12 protein-coding genes are annotated in these 19,408 nt (G+C 62.0%); 9 read left to right on the forward strand and 3 right to left on the reverse strand.

Annotated features, from left to right (window positions below):
• The first annotated feature begins 110 nt into the window (after window positions 1-110).
• The 7 genes from ACXJKO_RS12235 to ACXJKO_RS12265 are packed head-to-tail and all read left to right on the forward strand — an operon-like array spanning window position 111 to window position 6,476.
• The gene (locus ACXJKO_RS12235; protein ID WP_457091369.1) at window positions 111-1,055 is read left to right on the forward strand and encodes a GntR family transcriptional regulator; all 945 of its coding nucleotides are present in this window, start codon (window positions 111-113) and stop codon (window positions 1,053-1,055) included.
• Entirely contained in the window at window positions 1,052-1,747 is a 696-nt protein-coding gene (locus tag ACXJKO_RS12240; RefSeq protein WP_457091370.1) for a creatininase family protein, read from the forward strand. The genes ACXJKO_RS12235 and ACXJKO_RS12240 overlap by 4 nt, the downstream gene beginning before the upstream one ends.
• On the forward strand, window positions 1,747-2,763 hold the full coding sequence (locus ACXJKO_RS12245) for a ketopantoate reductase family protein (protein WP_457091371.1): 1,017 nt from the start codon (window positions 1,747-1,749) through the stop codon (window positions 2,761-2,763). The genes ACXJKO_RS12240 and ACXJKO_RS12245 overlap by 1 nt, the downstream gene beginning before the upstream one ends.
• A complete protein-coding gene (locus tag ACXJKO_RS12250; protein ID WP_457091372.1) occupies window positions 2,760-3,515 on the forward strand; it encodes an SDR family NAD(P)-dependent oxidoreductase in 756 nt (251 codons plus the stop codon). The genes ACXJKO_RS12245 and ACXJKO_RS12250 overlap by 4 nt, the downstream gene beginning before the upstream one ends.
• A gap of 32 nt (window positions 3,516-3,547) precedes the next feature.
• Window positions 3,548-4,444, forward strand: coding sequence for a polysaccharide deacetylase family protein (locus ACXJKO_RS12255; RefSeq protein WP_457091373.1), 897 nt, complete (start codon window positions 3,548-3,550; stop codon window positions 4,442-4,444).
• A 1-nt stretch (window position 4,445) separates the two neighbouring features.
• Window positions 4,446-5,495 (forward strand): DmpA family aminopeptidase, encoded by a 1,050-nt coding sequence (locus ACXJKO_RS12260; protein WP_457091374.1) that lies wholly within the window; start codon window positions 4,446-4,448, stop codon window positions 5,493-5,495.
• 6 nt (window positions 5,496-5,501) lie between these two features.
• Entirely contained in the window at window positions 5,502-6,476 is a 975-nt protein-coding gene (locus tag ACXJKO_RS12265; RefSeq protein WP_457091375.1) for an isoaspartyl peptidase/L-asparaginase family protein, read from the forward strand.
• Window positions 6,477-6,565: 89 nt separating this feature from the next.
• On the opposite strand, the gene ACXJKO_RS12270 is transcribed toward ACXJKO_RS12265, so the two are convergent.
• The 3 genes from ACXJKO_RS12270 to ACXJKO_RS12280 all read right to left on the reverse strand — a co-directional run bounded on the left by ACXJKO_RS12270 (window position 6,566) and on the right by ACXJKO_RS12280 (window position 16,939).
• Window positions 6,566-7,876, reverse strand: a complete 1,311-nt coding sequence (locus ACXJKO_RS12270; protein WP_457091376.1) for an HlyD family type I secretion periplasmic adaptor subunit — start codon at window positions 7,874-7,876, stop codon at window positions 6,566-6,568.
• Between the two features lie 16 nt (window positions 7,877-7,892).
• Window positions 7,893-9,632, reverse strand: a complete 1,740-nt coding sequence (locus tag ACXJKO_RS12275) for a type I secretion system permease/ATPase (protein ID WP_457091377.1) — start codon at window positions 9,630-9,632, stop codon at window positions 7,893-7,895.
• Between the two features lie 140 nt (window positions 9,633-9,772).
• Entirely contained in the window at window positions 9,773-16,939 is a 7,167-nt protein-coding gene (locus tag ACXJKO_RS12280) for a peroxidase family protein (protein WP_457091378.1), read from the reverse strand.
• A 476-nt stretch (window positions 16,940-17,415) separates the two neighbouring features.
• On the opposite strand from ACXJKO_RS12280, the gene ACXJKO_RS12285 reads away from it, so the two are divergent.
• Together ACXJKO_RS12285 and ACXJKO_RS12290 are read left to right on the forward strand one after the other, a co-directional pair.
• Entirely contained in the window at window positions 17,416-18,777 is a 1,362-nt protein-coding gene (locus ACXJKO_RS12285; protein ID WP_457091379.1) for a sensor histidine kinase, read from the forward strand.
• The coding region (locus ACXJKO_RS12290) for a response regulator (RefSeq protein WP_457091380.1) at window positions 18,767-19,408 on the forward strand (642 nt) is incomplete at its 3' end. The genes ACXJKO_RS12285 and ACXJKO_RS12290, both read left to right, overlap by 11 nt.

Genomic DNA, 19,408 nt, shown 5'->3' on the forward strand with positions numbered 1-19,408 from the left:
CTGGGGCCTTTGAGAGAAACTGTTATTCCGAAACAGAACAACCTCCCGAAGACCGGATTCTCGCGAACCTTGCCGCTGCGCTGGACCGTTCGCTTCCTGTACCGCTGGGCGTGCAGCTGCGCGGCCTGATCGAGTTCGGCATCGCCCTTGGTGAATTGCCTGCCGGCCAGCGCCTGCCCTCCGTGCGTGAACTGGCGGAGCGCGCCGGCATCGCGCACATGACGGTTGCCACCGTGTACCGGGAACTGCGCGAAGCCGGGCTCGTCGAGGCGAAGCCCGGAGCGGGCACGTATGTCGGGGAAGCAAGCAACAGCGACGGCATACGCTCCACTGCCATTCGAAGAATCCAGCGCCATATCGAAATGCTCTTCAATGAAGCAGAGCATTTGGGCCTCGCGCCATCGGTCGTTTCGTCGCTGGTCAATGCACGCGCCGCACGCGGACCCACACCGACGCGCCCGCTTCGTCTGGTGATGGTGGGCAACTTCGTCGAGACGACCCAGCAATACGCCAACCGGATCCAGGAATATATCGGCGCAAATGATTCCATCGTCGTGACGACCGTAGATGCCCTGCATGCCGGCGAGACATTTCCCCTGCCCTGCGATGTGTGCGTGACGCTGGCGCATCGTCGTGGTGAGGTCGAGCATCTGGTGCCGAGCGGCATTCCAGTCGTGGGCCTGAGCTTCATTCCGGCCGAGGAAACACGCGCGCAGCTCGCGATGATCGACCCGATGGCGCGGATCGGAATCGTGTCGATCTTTCCGGAATTCACGGCGCTCATGAAGCCCGGCGTCCTGCGCTTCGCGCCCCACGTATCCGACGTGGAAGTGCGCCTGATCACTGCGCCCGACCTCGCGGCATTTCTCGCCGGTGTCGATGTGGCCGTCTATGCCAGCGGCGCGGAAGCAACCATCAGGAAGCTGCTGCCGCCGGACCGGAACGCCATGGAGTTCCGCTATATGCCGGACCCCCATGCCATCCGCGCCACGCTGCTGCCCGTGCTCGAGCGCCTGCGCTCGTCCACCAACAATCAAGAGGAAAAGTCTGCATGAAAATCAGTGAGATGAACTGGCTTCAGGTGGAAGAATATCTGAAGACGGATGACCGCGCCGTCGTTCCGCTCGGCTGCACGGAGCAGCACGCCTATTTGAGCCTCTCGGTGGACAGCATCCTGGCTGAACGCGTCTCGGTCGACGCGGCAGAGCCGCTCGGCATTCCGGTCTTCCCTGTTCAGGCTTACGGCATCACGCCCTATTTCATGGCCTACCCCGGCACGGTCTCGCTCAAGGCCGATACTTATCTGCGCATCATTACGGACATTTTGGATTCCCTGAAGCGCACGGGCTTTCGCCGAATTCTCTTCGTGAACGGCCACGGCGGCAACACGCCGGGGCACACGGCCGCCATCGAGTGGATGGGCCAGAACGAAGGTTGCCGCGTGAAATTCCACAACTGGTGGAACGCGCCCCGCACCTTCGAGAAGGTGAAGGAGATCGATCCGGTGGCATCGCATGCCTCCTGGATGGAGAACTTCCCCTGGACCCGCCTGCCAGGCATTACACAGCCCGACCACCAGAAGCCCATGGTCGATCTCGACCGCATGCGCACCTTCGGCCCTGCGGGCGTTCGCGAGGTCCTCGGCGATGGTAATTTCGGCGGCCGTTACCAGCGTTCCGACGAAGACATGGATGCCGTCTGGCAGGTCGCCATTTCTGAGACCCGCGCACTTATCGAGAACTGGTGATGAACGAGAACACGATCCTGATCTGGGGCGCGGGCGCTATCGGCGGCGTGCTCGGCGCCTATCTCGCCCGCGCTGGCGAGGATGTGCTGCTCGTGGATATCGTCAGCGAGCATGTGGATGCCATGAACCGCGACGGCCTTTCCATCGAAGGCCCGGTCGAGACGTTCCAGCAGCCTGTTCGGGCTGCGAAACCCGAGGACGTAACGGGTCAGTTCAAGCGAGTCATTCTGGCCGTGAAGGCACACCATACCCGCGATGCCGTGCGCGCGCTGAAGCCTCACCTCGCCCACGATGGCACGGTGCTCTCCGCGCAGAACGGATTGAACGAGATCGTCATCGCCGAAGAGATCGGCGCAGGGCGCACAATCGGCTGCTTCGTGAATTTCGGAGCGGATTGGTTGGAGCCGGGCCGCATTCTCTTCGGCAACCGTGCCGCCGTCGCGGTCGGCGGCATCGATGGGAAGACCACGGATGCGGTGCGTGATTATCATCGCCTGCTGTCGATCTTCGAGCCGAAGGCGGTGCTCACGGACAATATCTGGGGCTATCTCTGGGGCAAGCTCGGATACGGCTCGCTGTTGTTCGCCACAGCCCTGACGAACGCCTCCATGTCGGAGAACCTCGCGTCGGAGCGCCACTTCCCCGTATTCCATAAGCTTGGTCAGGAAGTCATGACCGTAGCGATGGCTCAAGGCGTCTCCCCCTTAGGCTTTAATGGTTTCGACCCCAAGGCCTTCAGGCCGAGTGCCGATGAGGCTGAGGCCCGCCGCTCCGTCGCCGATATGGCGGAGTTCAACCGTCACACCGCGAAGACCCATTCGGGCATTTGGCGCGACCTCGCCGTGCGCAAGCGCAAGACCGAGGTTGATGCGCAGATCGCCATCATCGGCACGCTCGGCCAGGAAGCCGGCATCCCAACACCGGCCATCGAAAAGCTGGTCAGCCTGATCCACGACATCGAGGACGGGCGCCGTGAACAATCCTGGTCCAATCTCGACGAGATGCTTGCATCATGAAGCTCGATTTCGCCAATCGCCGTGTCGTCGTGACCGGCGCTGCACAAGGCATCGGTCGTACGATCGTCCAGTCACTTGCGGCTGAGGGCGCGCATGTGTGGGCTCTCGATCTTGATGAGGCAGGCCTTCGCACAGCCGCCGAGGCAGGGGCCAAAGCCACCCGTATCCTCGACCTCGCTGACCGCGCGGCTGTGGCCAGCGCCATGGACGACATGGCGCAGTCTCTGGGCGGCATCGACATTCTCGTAAACTGCGCCGGAGGCGTGCGGGGCCAGGTAGCAAAGCCCGTCGAGGAGGTAAGCGAGCAGGAATGGCTTGTTCTGTTCGAGGCCAATGTGCATGGGGCCTTCTGGTGCTCTCAGGCCGTGGTCCCTCACATGAAACGCCAGAGATTCGGACGCATCGTCAACATCTCATCCGGCGCGGGGCTTCGCCCGAGCCTGACGGGCATCCAGGCTTATACGGCCTCCAAGCACGCGCTCGTCGGATTGACGAAGCAGCTCAGCTTCGAGCTCGGCCCCTACGGCGTCACGGTCAACAGTGTGGCCCCCGGCTTCGTGCTGTCGAACCCGGCCACGCAGCGCCAGTGGGAAAGCTATGGGCCCGAGGGTCAGGCGCGCCTTGTGGAGAGCATCCACACCCGCCGCCTCGGTCATCCGCAGGATATTGCCAACACGGTCATGTTCCTGGCTTCCGACGCCGCCGGCTGGGTTTCCGGCCAGATCATCTCGGTCGATGGCGGCCGCTCGTGATACCTGCTTTTCATTGAAGGATTTGAAACATCATGGACGATATTGGCACTCAGCCCTGGACGTGGGAAGAGCAAACCTGGCGCAGCAAGGTCGAGCATGTGCGCGCCGGACGGTCCATGAAGCCTGACCGATGGAAGAACGGCGCGCGCTGCGCCGTCGCGCTGTCTTTCGATTCCGACCATGAGACCAATGAGCTGCGCGACGGCGGCAAGTCCATCGGCCGCATGTCGCAGGGCCAGTACGGTAACCGCCGGGGCGTGCCGCGCATCCTCAACGCGCTCGCCAAATACGACGCGAAGGCCACATTCTTCGTGCCCGCCGTCGCAGCCCTCCTCTATGAGGACGAGCAGCGCCGCGTCGTGGCTGAAGGGCACGAGATCGGCATTCATGGCTGGATTCATGAACTGAACAGCCAGCTTCCCTATGAGATCGAGCGCGACCTGATGTTCAGATCCGCCGATACCCTGGAGCGGATCACCGGCGTGCGCCCGGTGGGCCTGCGCACTCCCTCATGGGACTTCAGCCCCACGACGCTCCAGATCGAGCGTGAACTCGGGCTGCTCTACGATTCCTCGCTCATGGCCGATGATGACCCCTATGAGCTTCTGGAAAAGGGCGCGCCGACAGGCATCGTCGAGCTGCCGGTGGAATGGATCCGCGATGACGCGGTCTATTTCAATATGCACCGTTTCAATGGTCTTCGCCCCCACACGCCACCCGCCTCCGTTTATGATATCTTCATTCGCGAGTTCGAGCGCGCTTATGAAGAGGGAGGCCTTTTCCTGCTCACCATGCACCCGCATGTGACCGGCTACCGCTCCCGCATCTGGATTTTGGAGAAGCTCTTGGAAGAAATCACGAAGCGCTCCGATGTATGGATCGCCACGCATGCGGAGATCGCTGCCTACGTGAAAGCGGAGTGCCCCTGACATGAAAACCTTGCGCGCAAGGGATGTCGGCCTCGCCTGCGGTGCCCTGCCCGCGGGCCCTCTCAACAGCATCGCGGATGTTCCGGGCGTTCGCGTCGGCCACTGCACCCTCGTTCAGGGCGATATCCGCACCGGCGTGACCGCCGTGCTGCCGCATGGCGGCAATCTCTACCGCAAGAAGCCGATTGCAGCCGCCCACGTTCTGAACGGCTTCGGCAAGAGCGTGGGGCTTGTTCAGGTGGAGGAACTAGGTGTCATCGAGACGCCCATCCTTCTCACCAACACCCTGTCGGTCGGCACCTGCTACACGGCGCTCGTGCGCCATGCCATCGCACATAATCCGGATATCGGCCGCCAGACCGCGACCGTGAACCCGGTCGTGATGGAATGCAACGACGGTTATCTCAATGACATCCAGGCCCTCACGGTCACGGAAGAGGATGCCCACCTCGCCATCGCGGAGGCTTCTTCGCATGTGATGACCGGCTCCGTCGGTGCCGGCTGCGGCATGCGTAGCTTCGGCTTCAAGAGCGGCATCGGCACGTCGTCCCGGCGACTGGATCTCGATGGGCAAAGCTTTCATCTTGGCGTGCTGGTTCTCTCCAATTTCGGCCGTTTGGGAGACCTGCGACTTCCCGATGGCAGAGTTATCGCGCCGCCTCTGACAACGGCGGATGCAAAGGCCCCGGAGAAGGGCTCCATCATCATGATAGCCGCGACAGATATTCCCTTGAGTGACCGGCAACTGAAGCGCGTCATCCGCCGCTCCGGTGCAGGCCTCGCACGCCTCGGCTCCTTCTGGGGCCATGGCAGCGGYGACATCGCGCTCGGGTTCACCACAGCCAACATGATCTCACACGATGAGGGTACGGCGCTCAACGATCTGCGCATTCTCAACGAAAACCGCATCGATCTCCTGTTCGAGGCCATGGCCGATGCGACGCAGGAGGCCGTCCTCGACTCGCTCGTGGCAGCAGGCCCCATGACGGGCCGCGCAGGCCACCATCTGCCCGCCTTCCGCGATGCCCTCCACCTCACATCAAGAGCCTGAAATCCCATGACCGGCACGTCTTCATCCGACACCAATTTCGCTCTCGCCATCCATGGCGGCGCGGGCACGATCCGGCGCAGCACGATGACGCCTGAGCGCGAGGCGGCCTATCACGCGGGCCTGCGCCGCTCACTCGATGCGGGCCGCACCATTCTGGCCGATGGCGGCAGCGCGCTCGATGCTGTGTCGGCGGCCGTGATGGCACTTGAGGACGAGCCGCTCTTCAACGCGGGACGCGGCGCGGTCTACACCTCGGCGGGCAAGCAGGAGATGGATGCGGCGATCATGGACGGACGTGACCGTTCCGCCGGTGCCGTCGCGGGGATCTGCGGCCCCCGCAATCCCATTCTCGCCGCCCGCGCCGTGATGGAACATTCGGGCCATGTGGTTCTCATCGGCGAAAGCGCCATGGAGTTCTGCCGCGCTCAGGGCCTCGCCTTCGAGGAACCGTCCTATTTCTTTACCGAGCAGCGCTGGGAGGCTCTGCAGAAGACCCTCGACATGCGCAATAGCGGCGCGGAGGATCAGGACGAGTCCCGCAAGCACGGCACCGTTGGAGCCGTGGCACGGGACCGGAGTGGCAACCTCGCGGCAGCCACCTCCACCGGCGGCATGACGGCGAAAATGCCCGGGCGCGTCGGTGATAGCCCCGTGATCGGCGCAGGCACCTGGGCCGATAATGAGACCTGCGCCATCTCGGCAACCGGGCATGGAGAGATTTTCATCCGCTACGCCGCAGCCCATGAAATCGCCTCCCGCATGCGCTATGCGGGCCAGTCCCTGGACGACGCCGCGCGCGTGGTCGTGATCGACATGCTGAAGCCCGCCGGCGGCACGGGTGGGATCATCGCCGTGGATTACGCCGGCAACGTCTCCCTGCCCTTCAACTGCTCGGGCATGTATCGCGGCGTCGTGCGCCAGGACGGCAAGCTCATGACTGCGATCTACAAGGAAGCGCTCGTCGAATATCAGGGACCGTAATCCTCTCGATCCTCACATTCATTCCAGCAAAAAGCCCCCGATCCATAATGACCGAGGGCTTTTCACTGCCGAAGGCCCGATGAAGGCCCCTACTCTTCACGGAAGGCCTTGGTCAGATTGTCCGCAACCGGCTTCGTGAGATAAGAGAAGACGGTGCGGTATCCTGTCTGAATGAAGCTTTCGACCGGCATGCCGGGCAGCAGTTTCAGGGAACCCAGACGCTCCCGCTCACCTTCCGCGAACGAGATGCGGACGGGATAATACTGCACCCCTGACCGCTGATCCGTTACCAGATCGGCTGCGATCAAGCTCACCTTGCCTTTGACCTCCGGCGTCGTGCGTTGATTGAAGGCCGACAGCCTGAGCATCGTATCCAAACCGGGCCGCAGCTGGTCGATGTCCTGGGGCGATACCTTCACCTCGATGGAGAGCTCGTCCGCCTCAGGCACGACCAACATCAAGGGCTCGCCGGCATTGATGACACCGCCGATGGTGTGAACGATCGACTGGTGCACAAGGCCATCCTGAGGTGCGCGGATGTCGATGCGCTTCAGCTGATCCTGCGCGGCCACCTTACGCTCGACCAATTCCGCGATCTTCGCCTGAACCTCACGCAGCTCTTTTGACACTTCGCTTCTGAGATCCTGATCGATCTGGATGATCTGAAGCTCCGTTTCGCCGATCCGGCCCTTCGCCTGGGCAATGTTCGAGATGAGCTGCCCGCGCTCGCCGCGCAGGCGTGTCTCCTCACGCTTGAGCGCCGTCACGCGGGTGATGGGCACGAGGTTCTTGCGCCAGAGCTGCTCTACGCCCGTCAACTCGTCCTGAATCAGCTGGATCTCGTCGGCTTTGGCCGTGACCTGAAGCTTGAGGCCGTCGATCTGCTCCTGCAGCTGCGCGATGCGCTCCTTGAGCTGCGCCTTCTGGCCCGCACGCGCCGCACTGCTATCCTCGAAAACGTGGTTCTCGCCCTTGATGAGCTTTGCCAGGTCCGGCTCATGGAGTCGGCTGGTCAATGCCACCGGAAAAGTAACCTGCTTCAGGCCATCGCGCTCCGCTTCGAGGCGGCTTTGGCGCGCGGCTAATTCGTCCAGGCTCTTGGCGACCATGGCGAGGTTGGCACGCGCAACCGTTTCATCCAACCTGATCACCACATCCCCGGCCCGGACCCGGTCGCCATCGCGGGCAAGGATTTCGCCGACGACGCCACCGGTGGGATGCTGAACTTTCTTGACGTGGCTATCGACCACGAGAGTGCCCGGTGCGACGACAGCTCCGGAGAGCTCCGTCACCGCCGCCCATCCACCGAGTCCGCCGACGAGAAAGAACGCGGATGACAGGCCGAGCATCGAATATCGGCGGATGGCGGCACGTGCGCTGAGTTTGGTTTCTGATTTCATGACGCTCTCCCAAATCCTAACCGACTTTTAGAGGGGTGACGGCAGGCATCCGTGGCTCTGCCGCTTGAGGGGCCGGCACAGGGCGCAGGACCTTGCTCAGAACGTCGTCCTTCGGGCCGAAACTCTGCATGCGCCCCTCCGCCATCACGAGAAGCAGATCAACCCCCGCGAGCGCGCTCGGCCGGTGAGCGATCACGATCACGATGCCCCCGCGCGCCCTGACGCTCCTGATCGCGGTGGTGAGCGCCTGCTCGCCTTCGTTGTCGAGGTTCGAGTTCGGCTCGTCGAGCACCACGAGGAAGGGATCGCCGTAGAGAGCCCGGGCGAGCGCGATGCGCTGCCGCTGGCCGCCGGAAAGGGCTGCGCCCGCTTCGCCGACCTGCGTCTCGTAGCCATCGGGCAGCTGCAGGATCATCTCATGGACATTCGCAGCCTGCGCGGCGGCGATGATCGCCTCGGCCTTCGCCTTGCCGTCGAAGCGGGCGATGTTCTGCGCCACAGATCCTGAGAACAATTCGACATCCTGCGGCAGGTAGCCGATGTGACGCCCGAGATCTTCCGGCAGCCATTGCTCGATGGCCGCGCCATCGAAGCGGATCTTGCCGCGCCAGGTCGGCCACACACCGACGATCATTCGTGCGAGCGAGGACTTGCCGGAGGCGCTGGGGCCGATGATGCCCAATCCACTGCCCGCCGTCAGATCGAAGGACAGATCCTGGATGACGATTCGCTTGCCGCCCGGTGCTCCCACCGCCGCGCTCTCCACGGTCACGGCAGAACGCGGCGCGGGCAGCTTGAGAGGCGCTTCGCCGCGGGCATTGGCCTCGATCACGGTCTTCAGCCGACGCCAGCCTTGGCGGGCGCTGACAAAGCCCTTCCAGTTGGCAATGGCCAGCTCCACCGGAGCGAGAGCGCGGGACGTGAGAATGGAGCTCGCGATCATGATGCCGCCCGTGGCCTGCCCATCGATGACGAGATAGGCGCCGACCGCCAGCACGGCCGATTGCAGCATCATGCGCAGCACCTTGGACATGGCGCCGAAACCGCCGGCCACATCCGATGTGCGCTGCTGGTGGGCGAGATAGCTCGAATTCGCATCGCCCCACAGCGTGCCGATCCGCTGCCCCATTCCCATGGCGCGCACTACTTCCGCGTTGCGGCGTGCACCCTCGGAAATTCCGTTCCGTACAAGGCCCGCGCTCACGGCGGCTTTGGCTGCATCGCGGGTCATGAGCTCGGTGAGGAGCGTGACCATCACGAGCAGGCATGCTCCGCCGACAGCGACGGCGCCAAGCCAGGGATGGAAGGCGAAGCACATGAAGAGATAAAGCGGCATCCATGGAAGATCGAAGAGCGCGGTCGGGCCTCCGCCTGCCAGGAAAGCACGCAGCTGGTCGAGATCGCGCAGGGGCTGCTGCCCGTCGCCTTCGACTTTTCCTTTGAGGGGTGCATTGAGCTGCCCCTGGAAAATCTGCTGACTGAGATCCTCATCCACGGCCGCGCCGACCCGTGCCAGGATGCGGCCACGCACCATGTCGAACAGCCCTTGGAAGAGATAGAGAACCACGATGATGATCGAGAGGCCGACCAGCGTGGGAATGCTCCGGCTGGGGAGCACGCGGTCATAGACCTCCATCATGAAGATCGAACCGGAGAGATAGAGCAGGTTGACGAGGCCGCTCAGGACAGCGACGCCGATGAAGGCACCGCGACAGGAGGCCAGAAGGCTTGGGCTTTTCTTGGAAAGGTGTGTCATCGGCGTTGCCTCGAAAGATGGGGTCGTCCGGTGCCTCGCTTGGCCTCAAGGGATGCACCGCGACATTCTGTAAGGATCCCCGCCGGGAGGGTTTGGGGGGAGTGCTCCCGGCGGGGCCATTCGATCTCAAGCAGGGCTGATCAGAAGATGAAGTCGCTGCTGTCGAGATCGGATGCGTTGACACCCTTGAGCACGAGGATACTCGTGTCATGCTGGATGAGGGTGTCTCTGCCCTCCTGTCGGATGTCCAGGTCCGACAAGCCGTTGACACCATTGAGGCGGCTCACGTCGATGTCGTCCTGACCATGGCGGAAGTCGGTCACCACATCGCGGCCACCACCCTTCTGGAAGACGAAGGTGTCCGCTCCCRTGCCGCCGGTGAGGCGGTCGTCGCCCGCTCCACCCTTGAGGACGTCGTCGCCGGCGCCGCCGTTGACCCGGTCACGGCCGGAGCCGCCGTCGAGCGTGTCGTTACCGCTCATGCCCCGGAGCGTATCGTGACCGCGTCCGCCCTTGAGCACGTTGTGTCCGCCGTTGCCCATCAGGAAGTTGTCGAGGCTGTTGCCGGTGCCGTCGAGGTTTTCCGACCCCGTCAGGATGAGCTTTTCGACATGGGTGCCGGAGAGGGAGAAGGATACGCCAGCTTTCACCGTGTCGATGCCCTGCCCTCTGGTCTCGAAGACCCGGTCACCCTGGTCATCGACGAAGTAGACATCGTTGCCGCGTCCACCCCACATCCGGTCGGCGCCGACGCCACCGTCGATACGGTCGTTGCCGTCACCGCCGTGGAGTCTGTCGTTGCCTTCGAGCCCGTTGACACGGTCATGGCCCTTGCCTGCCCTGATCGTATCGTCCTCGGCACTGCCGGAAACGCTCTGAGAGCGTGACGATCCGGAGGCCCACGTGATGCCTTGCAGATCCTCGATATGGATCGTGAAGGTTTCCTCGTGAGTTTCGCCATCGGTCATGGCAACAACAGTCAACTGGTGCGTTGAAGCCTTCTCGAAGTCGACCTGTGCTCCCTGTCTGAGGACGACCTGGTTGCCCTGGATCTCGTACAGGTCAGCCTGAGCCCCCTGAAGCGAGTAAGTGACACCGCCTACCTCTTCGGATCCGAGCACCGCCAGCGTTGCAACCACCGTGCCCGCCGTCACGTTCTCGGCCACGCTCAACGAGCGAGCCGCGACCAGCCCCGCCGGATTCCCCGCTGCCTGCACATTGGTGATCCCGGCGAAGTCCGCAGCCGTCAAATTATGCTGACCGCGGATCGCAATCTCGAAGAAGACCGGATTTCCGAAGGCGCCCAATGTGCCGGTTGCGCGTCCCTCGACGATGGTGTGCATCACCCCATTGACGGTTTCGTGCCGATAACGAACCTGCCCGTTCTGCGTGAACGCAGCGTTTCCGATGAAGGTGAAGTCCTGATCTCCGCCGCCCGAGATAATGGCAAGGTTCGCATCGATGCCGTCGATATCGATCAGATCCTGGCCCTGCACGAAGTCGGTGATGACGTCGCGTCCGTTGATCCCGGTGCCGGTATCACCATCGTCGAAGACGAACCGGTCCGCTCCGGCACCGCCGGTCATGGTGTCCCGCCCGCTTCCGCCGGTGATGGTATCGTTGCCGGCATCGCCGAACAGGCTGTCGTTTCCACCTGCACCCGAAACCGAGTCGTTGCCGACATGGCCGCGAAGCAGGTTGTCGTTGCCGTCACCCAGAAGGGTGTCGTTCCCACGGCCGCCGATGACGTTCTCGATGCCTGAGAGGCTATCGGTTCCAGCTGCCCCGCTGGTGCCACTGGTCGTGTCCGCCAAGTTCACCGTGACATTGCCGTTTACCCGGCGCATGTCGTAGGTGTCGATGCCGGCACCGCCGTTATAGGTATCGTTGCCGTCGTTGTTCTCTGCCACGATGATGTCGTTGCCGTTTCCGGCTGCACCATTGCCAGCGACCGTATCGTTACCCGCACCGCCGAAGATGATGTCATCGCCACCGTTCGGGGTGATCGTGTCGTTGCCACCTTCCGCGTGGAACTGCTCCGCGCGGTTGGTATTCTGACCCGTACCGCCGGTCAGGGTGTTGTTCCCGACGGTGCCGTTCACGTCAAAGTATGGCAGCAGGTCGAGGGTGGCCGTGGTGTTCACCGATGTCCCGCCACCATTGACGGTGAAGGAAATCGTCACCCCGGTCTCGTCATCGAKCGCAGGGGTGTAGTCGTAAGTGCCATCTCCATTGCTGACGATGGTGCCCTTGCCTGCGGGAACGGTGACGTTGCTGACGGTGAGCCCTGCGGTCGAGCCGTCGAGGTTGGCGTTCGCCAGGAGCTCCTCCAGAGTAATGGTGCGAACCATGTCCTCGGCGGAGGCAGGGAGCGTGACCGGGCCGGTCACAACCAGCTCAGGCACGTCGGCGATGTTGACGGTAAGATCGATGGTATCGGTTGCGAAACCGTCGCTGACCGTGATCGTCAGGGTCTGACTCGCTTGCCCGAGGGCAAGGAGAGCCTCGTAGTCCGGCGAAGCCGTCAGGGAGATCCGCCCGGTCGCCGCGTCGATGGCGAAGAGGCCGCTCCCGTTGCCAGCGCTGATCGAGTAGACCAGCGTGTCGGCGGCATTGGCATCGGTCGCATCGATGTCCACGACCGTCGTGTTGACGGGCGAGTTCTCGTTAACCGAGAGCGTGATGTCGTTGCCGCCGTTATTGCTGATTTCCGGTGCCACATTGACCAGTTCTTTGAAACTGATGGTGCCGTCAGCGAACTGGAACTGCTCGACCCGGTGAACCCGGTCACCAATCTCCGAGGAGTCGATGCCCCGGTTGTCGATGATCCGAACGGAGTCGGCGTCGAGCTGGATGACCGTGTAGTCGTCACGATTACCAGTATACACCGCCGTATCGACATCGCCCTCGTTGTTTGCGACCAGGATCTCGCGAATGATCTTGAGCTGCCCTGGATTGAGGGTTCGGTCGAGCATCAGGTCATGGAGCGGCCTGCCGCCATAGAGCGAACCGCCGCTTGCATTGGTGACCGGTCCACCCATGGTCTCAGCCGAGCCGATCAGGGCACCGGAGGCGTTATAGATGCCGATGCGGACGTTGAGCCAGGCATCGCCGTCGATCACGTCGTCACCGCCACGACCTTCGATGGTGTCGCTGCCGCCACCGCCGATGAGGATATTGCCGCTCTGGAACGCGATGACCTTCTCCAGATCGCCGCTGGTTGGAGCTGCCGCCACCATGTCGCCGAGGAGATCGCGCAGACCTGTGATGCGGTTTACGCCAGCTTGGCTCAGCTCGTTGTTGGTGAATACGGTCTCGACCGCGTCGCCATTGGCTCCGGGAGGAGGCACTTCCGCATTCGGGTCACCCCGGTTGTCACCCCGCAGGACGTCATTGTTCTTCCAGCCCGAGAGTGCTTCGACCTGGTCGAACCGATCCCGGAGGATATCCTGCTCAGCCGTAGTGAAGATGGGTGTCAGCAGGTCTGAATCGGCGGCCTCGTTATTGAACTTATGGATCGACCAATCGTAGCCGAACATGCCCTCGTTGCGCATGACGCTCTCGCCCTGGACCATGATGTCGTCGCCGGATTCGGCGTCGAAATCATGCTCGTTCTGGCCGGCGAACATGACGTCGTGGCCGAGGATCGACGAGTTGAAGTTCAGATCCGAGTTGTCGCCGGCTGTCGTATCGAAACCGTTGCCAGCCTCGATCCAGTCGTCACCCTCGTTGCCGAGCAGGAAGTCGCCGCCGTCACCGCCTAGGATGAAGTCGTTACCCGTACCGCCGAACACCTCCTTACCGTCCGGGCCTGCCATGATGAAGTCCTGGCCCTCGTTGCCGAAGATCAAAGCCAGGCCGCTGCCGCCATGGATGACGTCATTGCCCTCTTCACCGTGGAGCATGTCGACCTCACCGATATCCGTGCCGGAATTGGTGATGATGTCATCGCCCTTGCCGCCGTGGATCTTGTCCACGCCGTAGCCGGCTTCGATCTTGTCGTCGCCGTCGCGACCCCAGACCGAGTCGTCGCCGCCGCCGGCCACGATATGGTCGTTACCGTTGGTGCCCTGGATGAGCACGTGATCGTTGCCGTTGTAGCGAATGTACTCGGCAATGCCGTCGCCATCGGCATCGACACGCTCGACGAGATCGGAAATCGCGGCGAGGAAGGGATCGTCGTGCGTCGGGTCCGTGTGGCCGAACATCATCTGCACATTGCCGTCCACATACAGGACGTGGTCGGGCACCGAGAAGATATCGCCCGGCAACGCATAGCCTGTTTCGCCCAGATCCGTATTGTTCAGCACGATCTTGGCGAGGGAGTTGTTCTCCAGCTCATTGAGGAAGTTGAGACCCTGAACGCGAGACAGGTAATAGAACCGATCGGCATTCTGCAGGTTCTCGAGCTGCAGCTCGAAGACGAACGAGAAGGTCGAGCCCAGCATGCCGCCGAAGGCCATCTTCTTCTCGGCCATGCCGCCGACCCAGAGGTCGACATCCTCCAAGCCGCCGAGCTTTCCTCCGGCGTAGGCACCCGTGGCATTGAGGAAGGCAAGCCGGTCCTCCGGCGCGCCCGCCCCGCCGAACACGATCTTCCAGGCGGCGTCACGCTTGGCGTCTGCCGTCGTCGCGTTCATGATCGAGATATGCGTGCCGTAGGCCGCGATGAAGTTCACGATGGACGCCGGGTTCTTCAGGTTGAGCATGAAGTCGGTCCAGCTCGTATAGGGATCGAGCTGAGTATCGCCGCTCGCGATTTCCCTGAACTGGCGACGGGCCTCGTTCAATGACGGGATGCCGGTTTCACGCCCGCGAGCGATATTCAACGCCGCGAGGTCGAGCGGGATGCCGAGGAGCTGGTTACGAAGCACGCCGGTAACGAACTCGTCGATCTCGTTGCCGACCTGGCTGGTCATGCCGCGCACGATGGCGCCTGCGGCCTGACTGTGATCCAGACCATCGGCGCCGAAGGCCAGCGGATTCAGGAAGGCCTCGAAGAGGTCCAGGTTGCTCGCGCTGCCATCGGCGTTGGTCTGATCGACCGTTTCCCGCAGCATCGAGTGACCGAAGCGGTAGACCACATGGGCGAACTCGGCAAAAATTGCCGGGTCGATATCCATGGACGGCTGGAAGACGAAGGCATCCACGTCCGGCTGGATCTTGCGAGCGAATTCTTCGAACACGAGGTGCTGGTACTGCATCTCGGTGGTGAAGCGGGCGGCCTGGAACAGGCGCTCGCCGTCCCATGCGAGGCTATCCGCGAAGGCCTTGACGGCCTCGGCATCCGTCGGGTCCGGGAGAGCGGTGCCCGCCTCCAACGGATTGCGGAGCCATTCGTTGAGGAAGTCGAGATCGCCGGACTCGATGGCGCGGGTCTTGACCTGTTCCACCATATGGTTGTGTTCGGAGTGGAACACGTGGTGGACGGCGGTCAGGCCGATATTCTCGTTACCGCGTCCGTCACCCGTGATGTAATGGGCATCGAGCAGCTCGTTGTCGTACGAGGTCTGGTTGCCTCGCATGTCATATGCGCCAGTGTAGCCGACCGCATCATCGTTATCCTGAGGCAGCATGACGCCGGTCGAAGTCTTCGGGCCAGCCGCGTGGGCAATGTCGTCGAGGAAGGCGTGGCCGGTGCGAACTGCATTGGCTGTCGAGATCGGGCTTGCCGGATTGCCTTCCACGAACACGTCGGCATTGGCTCCTTCGCCGCCGAACGCGTTGTCGGCGCCGAGCGAAACCACCATCTGCGGGAAGCCGTTTTCGCCGCGCACGAACTCGCCATAGGCGTCCATGACGAACATCGGAATGTTCGTGATGTCTCCATCCGTCAGGTTGATGCCAAGCACTTCGCGAGCCTGAGCCTTCACATCGGCCCAGGTGGCAAGGCCGCCCTTATCGCCTTCGAGTAACAGACCAGTTGCGAGAGGCTTGCCGTCAACCACAGCATATTCACGCATGAAAAGCTGCTTCGATGCGTGGGAACTGTAGGTCTGGTTCTGGTCGACCCATGGCGTCGTCAGGTTTTCGGGATTGGCAGGCGCGCGGGTCAGCACCATGAAGTTGGTGTGCGGGCTGGCCGGGTTATACAGCGGGTCATCCTCTTGAAGCGGAATATATACCGTTCCGTTGCCGCCCTTCGGCACCAGATCGAGACCGTGGTCGAAGAACTGGCCGAAGAGGGTGAACCAGCTGTTGTACTGAGCCGACAGGCCTTCGTCGGGAGATACGTTGGGAAGCACCACGCTGTTGTTGTCGACGACGACGCCGTTATCGTCGAGCAGCTTATCCAAGATAATCTGGGCAGCAGCGACAGCGGCATCGCCGTTAGCAGCCAGGGCATCATCGAGTGCTTGCTGAGCCTGATCGACCTCTGCCGCCTTTTCTGCTGCATTGGCGGCTTTCGTCTCCGCGATACCGGCGGAAGCCTGGGCCTCCTGGCCTCGGGTCGTGGCAAGAGCTTCGGCCTCGCCGAATTCTGTCTGCTTCGTCAGGAAGTTCGCGAGCGCCTCGGCATAGCCTTCCTGCTGATCATCCGGGACGATGCCGTCGATCAGAAATGCGGTCAGGTCATCCAGCGCCTGATCTGCAACAGTCTCGGCGAGTTGAGCATCCGCAACGGCGGCTTCGTATGCAGCTTGATCGGCATCCGCTTCAGTCTGCGCCGCATCGGCAGCAGCCTGTGCCAAATCAGCCGCGGCTTGAGCATCCTCCACAGCCTGCTCGAGCGCCGAAATGTCACCACCTGAATTTTCAGCGTTCTCGATGGCCGCATCGAGGGTTTCCTTGGCCGCGCGAATGGCCTGCGTTGTCGTCAAAAGCGCCTGGCCGGTAACGCCGGCATAGCTCAATGCCGCATAGATGGCGGCGGGGTTGTCCAGCGACTGATCGACGATCAGATTCGAGATGATGCGCGGGTCTGCGTCTACGACGTTTCCGGCGTTACCGTAGTTGTTATTGTTCATCGTGACGGAGTTCTGAGGCGTTCCGAAGACGATCTGATCGTCCTGCTCGTCGCGCCAGTAGGGATCCGTCAGTTGTCCGAAGGGCGTGTCCGAAGCGCCCCATTCATTGCGTCCATCGACGAGATTGTTGTAGCTGCCATCGACCGTGCGCAGGCCGTAGGGAGACAGCGTCGTCGGAACAGCCAGCGCTCCGCCTTCCGCGACGACGTTGCCGTCCGCATCGACGCGGATTTCGGTCAACTTCTTCGCGYCCTCACCTGAATGAGCTGACGAGTTGGCCTCAGCGATTTTGATCTGCTTCAGAATGAATTCGAGATCGTGCCTGACGAGATTGACCATAGTTTCCCTCCCAATCTATCGCCGCAAAATTGACGGCTACCAGACACATTCTGGTCAAAGAGGGAGGCTGCTCACTAGACGGTCTGAGGTCCTATTGCCGGCAAAGGGACCTAGGTCCGATAGTGATCTCAAGGTCATCCGGGACCTTGGTCGACCACTCGACCAAAGTCCACTACGATACAACATCAAAGCCGATCACATCGACATCATTACTTTCACCGGCAGACACAAATTCCTATTATCGTTATCTCATTATTATAACATTTGTTATTCGTTCGCACCCTGGCGCCCTCGGCATCGATGAACTACCTCTTTCGGGTAGTATTTACAGCCATGGAAGCTCGGCTCTACTTTGGAAAGCCTCTAAGCAGACCCCGTCCAGAAGGGTCCGTGCGGAGGTCAGAGGGATCGCCGCGGTGTACGTTTCTCAAGGTGCTAGGCTCGAAACGGATCCAGGGTCAAAACCTGGACGACGAATGAGCCTCAGCGGGCAATTCCTTCTCACGGCTTTCGCGGTAATGCTGGTCGGAATGCTGGCGTTGGGCACCTGGGTCTCATGGCAGATCGAGAAAAGCGTTTCAGATTTCAAAGCCGCATCCGCCGCACTCACCGTCAGCAGCTTCATCACGCCCCATCTTCAGGAACTCGCATTCCGCGGGACTCTGTCCGAGAAGACCATCAGCGACCTTGATCGGGACATGGAGCGGCCCGATCTTCGCACGAACATCCTGTCGCTGAGAGTCTGGAGGCGCGATGGGGTGATTGTCTATAGCAGCGCCCAGACACTCGTCGGAGAACGACTCGAACAGGCACCGGCCTCTCAAGCCGTATGGGCTGGCACCATCTCGGTGCAGTTCGAGGACGCTTCCCAGGAAGCGCATATCGATCAGCGGGATGCGGGCCATGCGCACTTCAAGGTCTTCGCTCCCATCCGCGAGAGCGAAACCGGCAAGATCATTGCCGCCGTCGAGTTTCACGAGCGCGCGCAAGCGCTGGAGGCCGAGCTCGTCGCGGCCGAGTGGCAAACCTGGATCGCCACGATCCTGATCACGTTGAACATGATGGGCGCGTTGTTCGTGATCGTGGCCAATGGCAGCAAGACTATCGACCATCAGCGTGCGGCGCTCAGCATGCGCGTGGCGCAGTTGTCAGGCCTGCTCAAGCAGAACCGCGTCCTGCACGAGCGAATCGAGCGTGCGGCGCAGAATGCAACGGAAAGTAACGAGCGCTTTCTACGGCAGATGGGATATGACCTGCATGACGGCGTTGCCCAATTGGTCAGCCTTGCTCTGCTGCGCCTGAGCAAGGTTCATGGCAGCCCGCAAGACTATGACAATCTGGGGCGAACGCAAAAGGCCCTGTCGGATGCACTCACCGACATCAGAAACATCTGCAAGGGTCTCCTCCTCCCGGAAGTCGAGAAACTGTCCTTGAGGGAAGCATTGACCTTCATGATCCGTCTTCATGAACGCACGACGGGAACGAGCATCATCTGCAACATCGCCGAACTACCGGAACAGGCTCCGCAATTCGTGAAAATCGCCCTGTGCCGCTTCGTGCAGGAAGGGCTCAACAACGCCTTCAAGCACGCGGGCGGCCGGGGCCAGAAGGTCGACATTACCTGGGATGGAATCTCCATCGACATCGAGGTTTCGGACAAGGGTCCGGGCATGTGCGATCCAGAGGGCCAGATGAAGCAGCCGGGCTTCGGCCTGGCGGGACTTCGGGACCGGATCGAGAGCATCGGTGGAACCGTGAACATGAGAAGCAGGCCGGAAGCAGGAACCTGCATCAAGGCATCCCTGCCTCTGACCATGGGAGTGGCGGATGCAGCGTAAGATCCGCGTCGGGGTCGTGGACGACCACATGCTCTACCGGGATGGGGTGGTCTTCGCCCTGGAATCAGAGGCCGATATCGAGGTTGTCGGCGAGGGCGGCACAGCTGCCGATGCTGTTCAGATCGCCGAGGAGCACACCCCCGATGTTCTGCTTCTCGACATGAACATGCCGGGCGGCGGGATCAACGCCGCCGCCAGGATCGCGCTGCGCTATCCCGCGACGAAGACGCTGATGCTCACGGTCGTCGATGACGAGGAGGAAGTCCGCAGCGCCTTGCGGAAGGGAGCGCGCGGTTATCTTCTCAAGGGGACCAGCAGTTCCGAACTCGTGAATGCCATCCGCACCGTCGACAAAGGCCAAAGCTATGTGTCGCCGAGCTTCGCGGCGCAGCTCTTCATGTCGAGAATCACGGAGACTCGTGAACCATCGACCCCAAGCCGCTTCCCCGAAGTCACCGCGCGCGAGGAGCAGATACTGATGCTGATCCTCCAGGGTTTCAGCAACCGGCGCATCGGCGATGAGCTCGGCCTGACGGAGAAGACGGTCAAAAGCTACGTGACCGCCATCATGGAAAAGCTAGGTGTCAGAAACCGCGTCGAGGTCGCCATGGTCGCTGCGACGAGGTTATAC

The organism is Microvirga sp. P5_D2 (assembly GCF_054049475.1).

What these genes read in the sequence shown, in the direction of transcription:
- ACXJKO_RS12240 (WP_457091370.1), top strand. Translation starts at nt 1,052, where the DNA reads ATGAAAATCAGTGAGATGAACTGGCTTCAGGTGGAAGAATATCTGAAG.
- ACXJKO_RS12245 (WP_457091371.1), top strand. Translation starts at nt 1,747, where the DNA reads ATGAACGAGAACACGATCCTGATCTGGGGCGCGGGCGCTATCGGCGGC.
- ACXJKO_RS12250 (WP_457091372.1), top strand. Translation starts at nt 2,760, where the DNA reads ATGAAGCTCGATTTCGCCAATCGCCGTGTCGTCGTGACCGGCGCTGCA.
- ACXJKO_RS12255 (WP_457091373.1), top strand. Translation starts at nt 3,548, where the DNA reads ATGGACGATATTGGCACTCAGCCCTGGACGTGGGAAGAGCAAACCTGG.
- ACXJKO_RS12265 (WP_457091375.1), top strand. Translation starts at nt 5,502, where the DNA reads ATGACCGGCACGTCTTCATCCGACACCAATTTCGCTCTCGCCATCCAT.
- ACXJKO_RS12270 (WP_457091376.1), bottom strand. Translation starts at nt 7,876, where the DNA reads ATGAAATCAGAAACCAAACTCAGCGCACGTGCCGCCATCCGCCGATAT.
- ACXJKO_RS12275 (WP_457091377.1), bottom strand. Translation starts at nt 9,632, where the DNA reads ATGACACACCTTTCCAAGAAAAGCCCAAGCCTTCTGGCCTCCTGTCGC.
- ACXJKO_RS12285 (WP_457091379.1), top strand. Translation starts at nt 17,416, where the DNA reads ATGAGCCTCAGCGGGCAATTCCTTCTCACGGCTTTCGCGGTAATGCTG.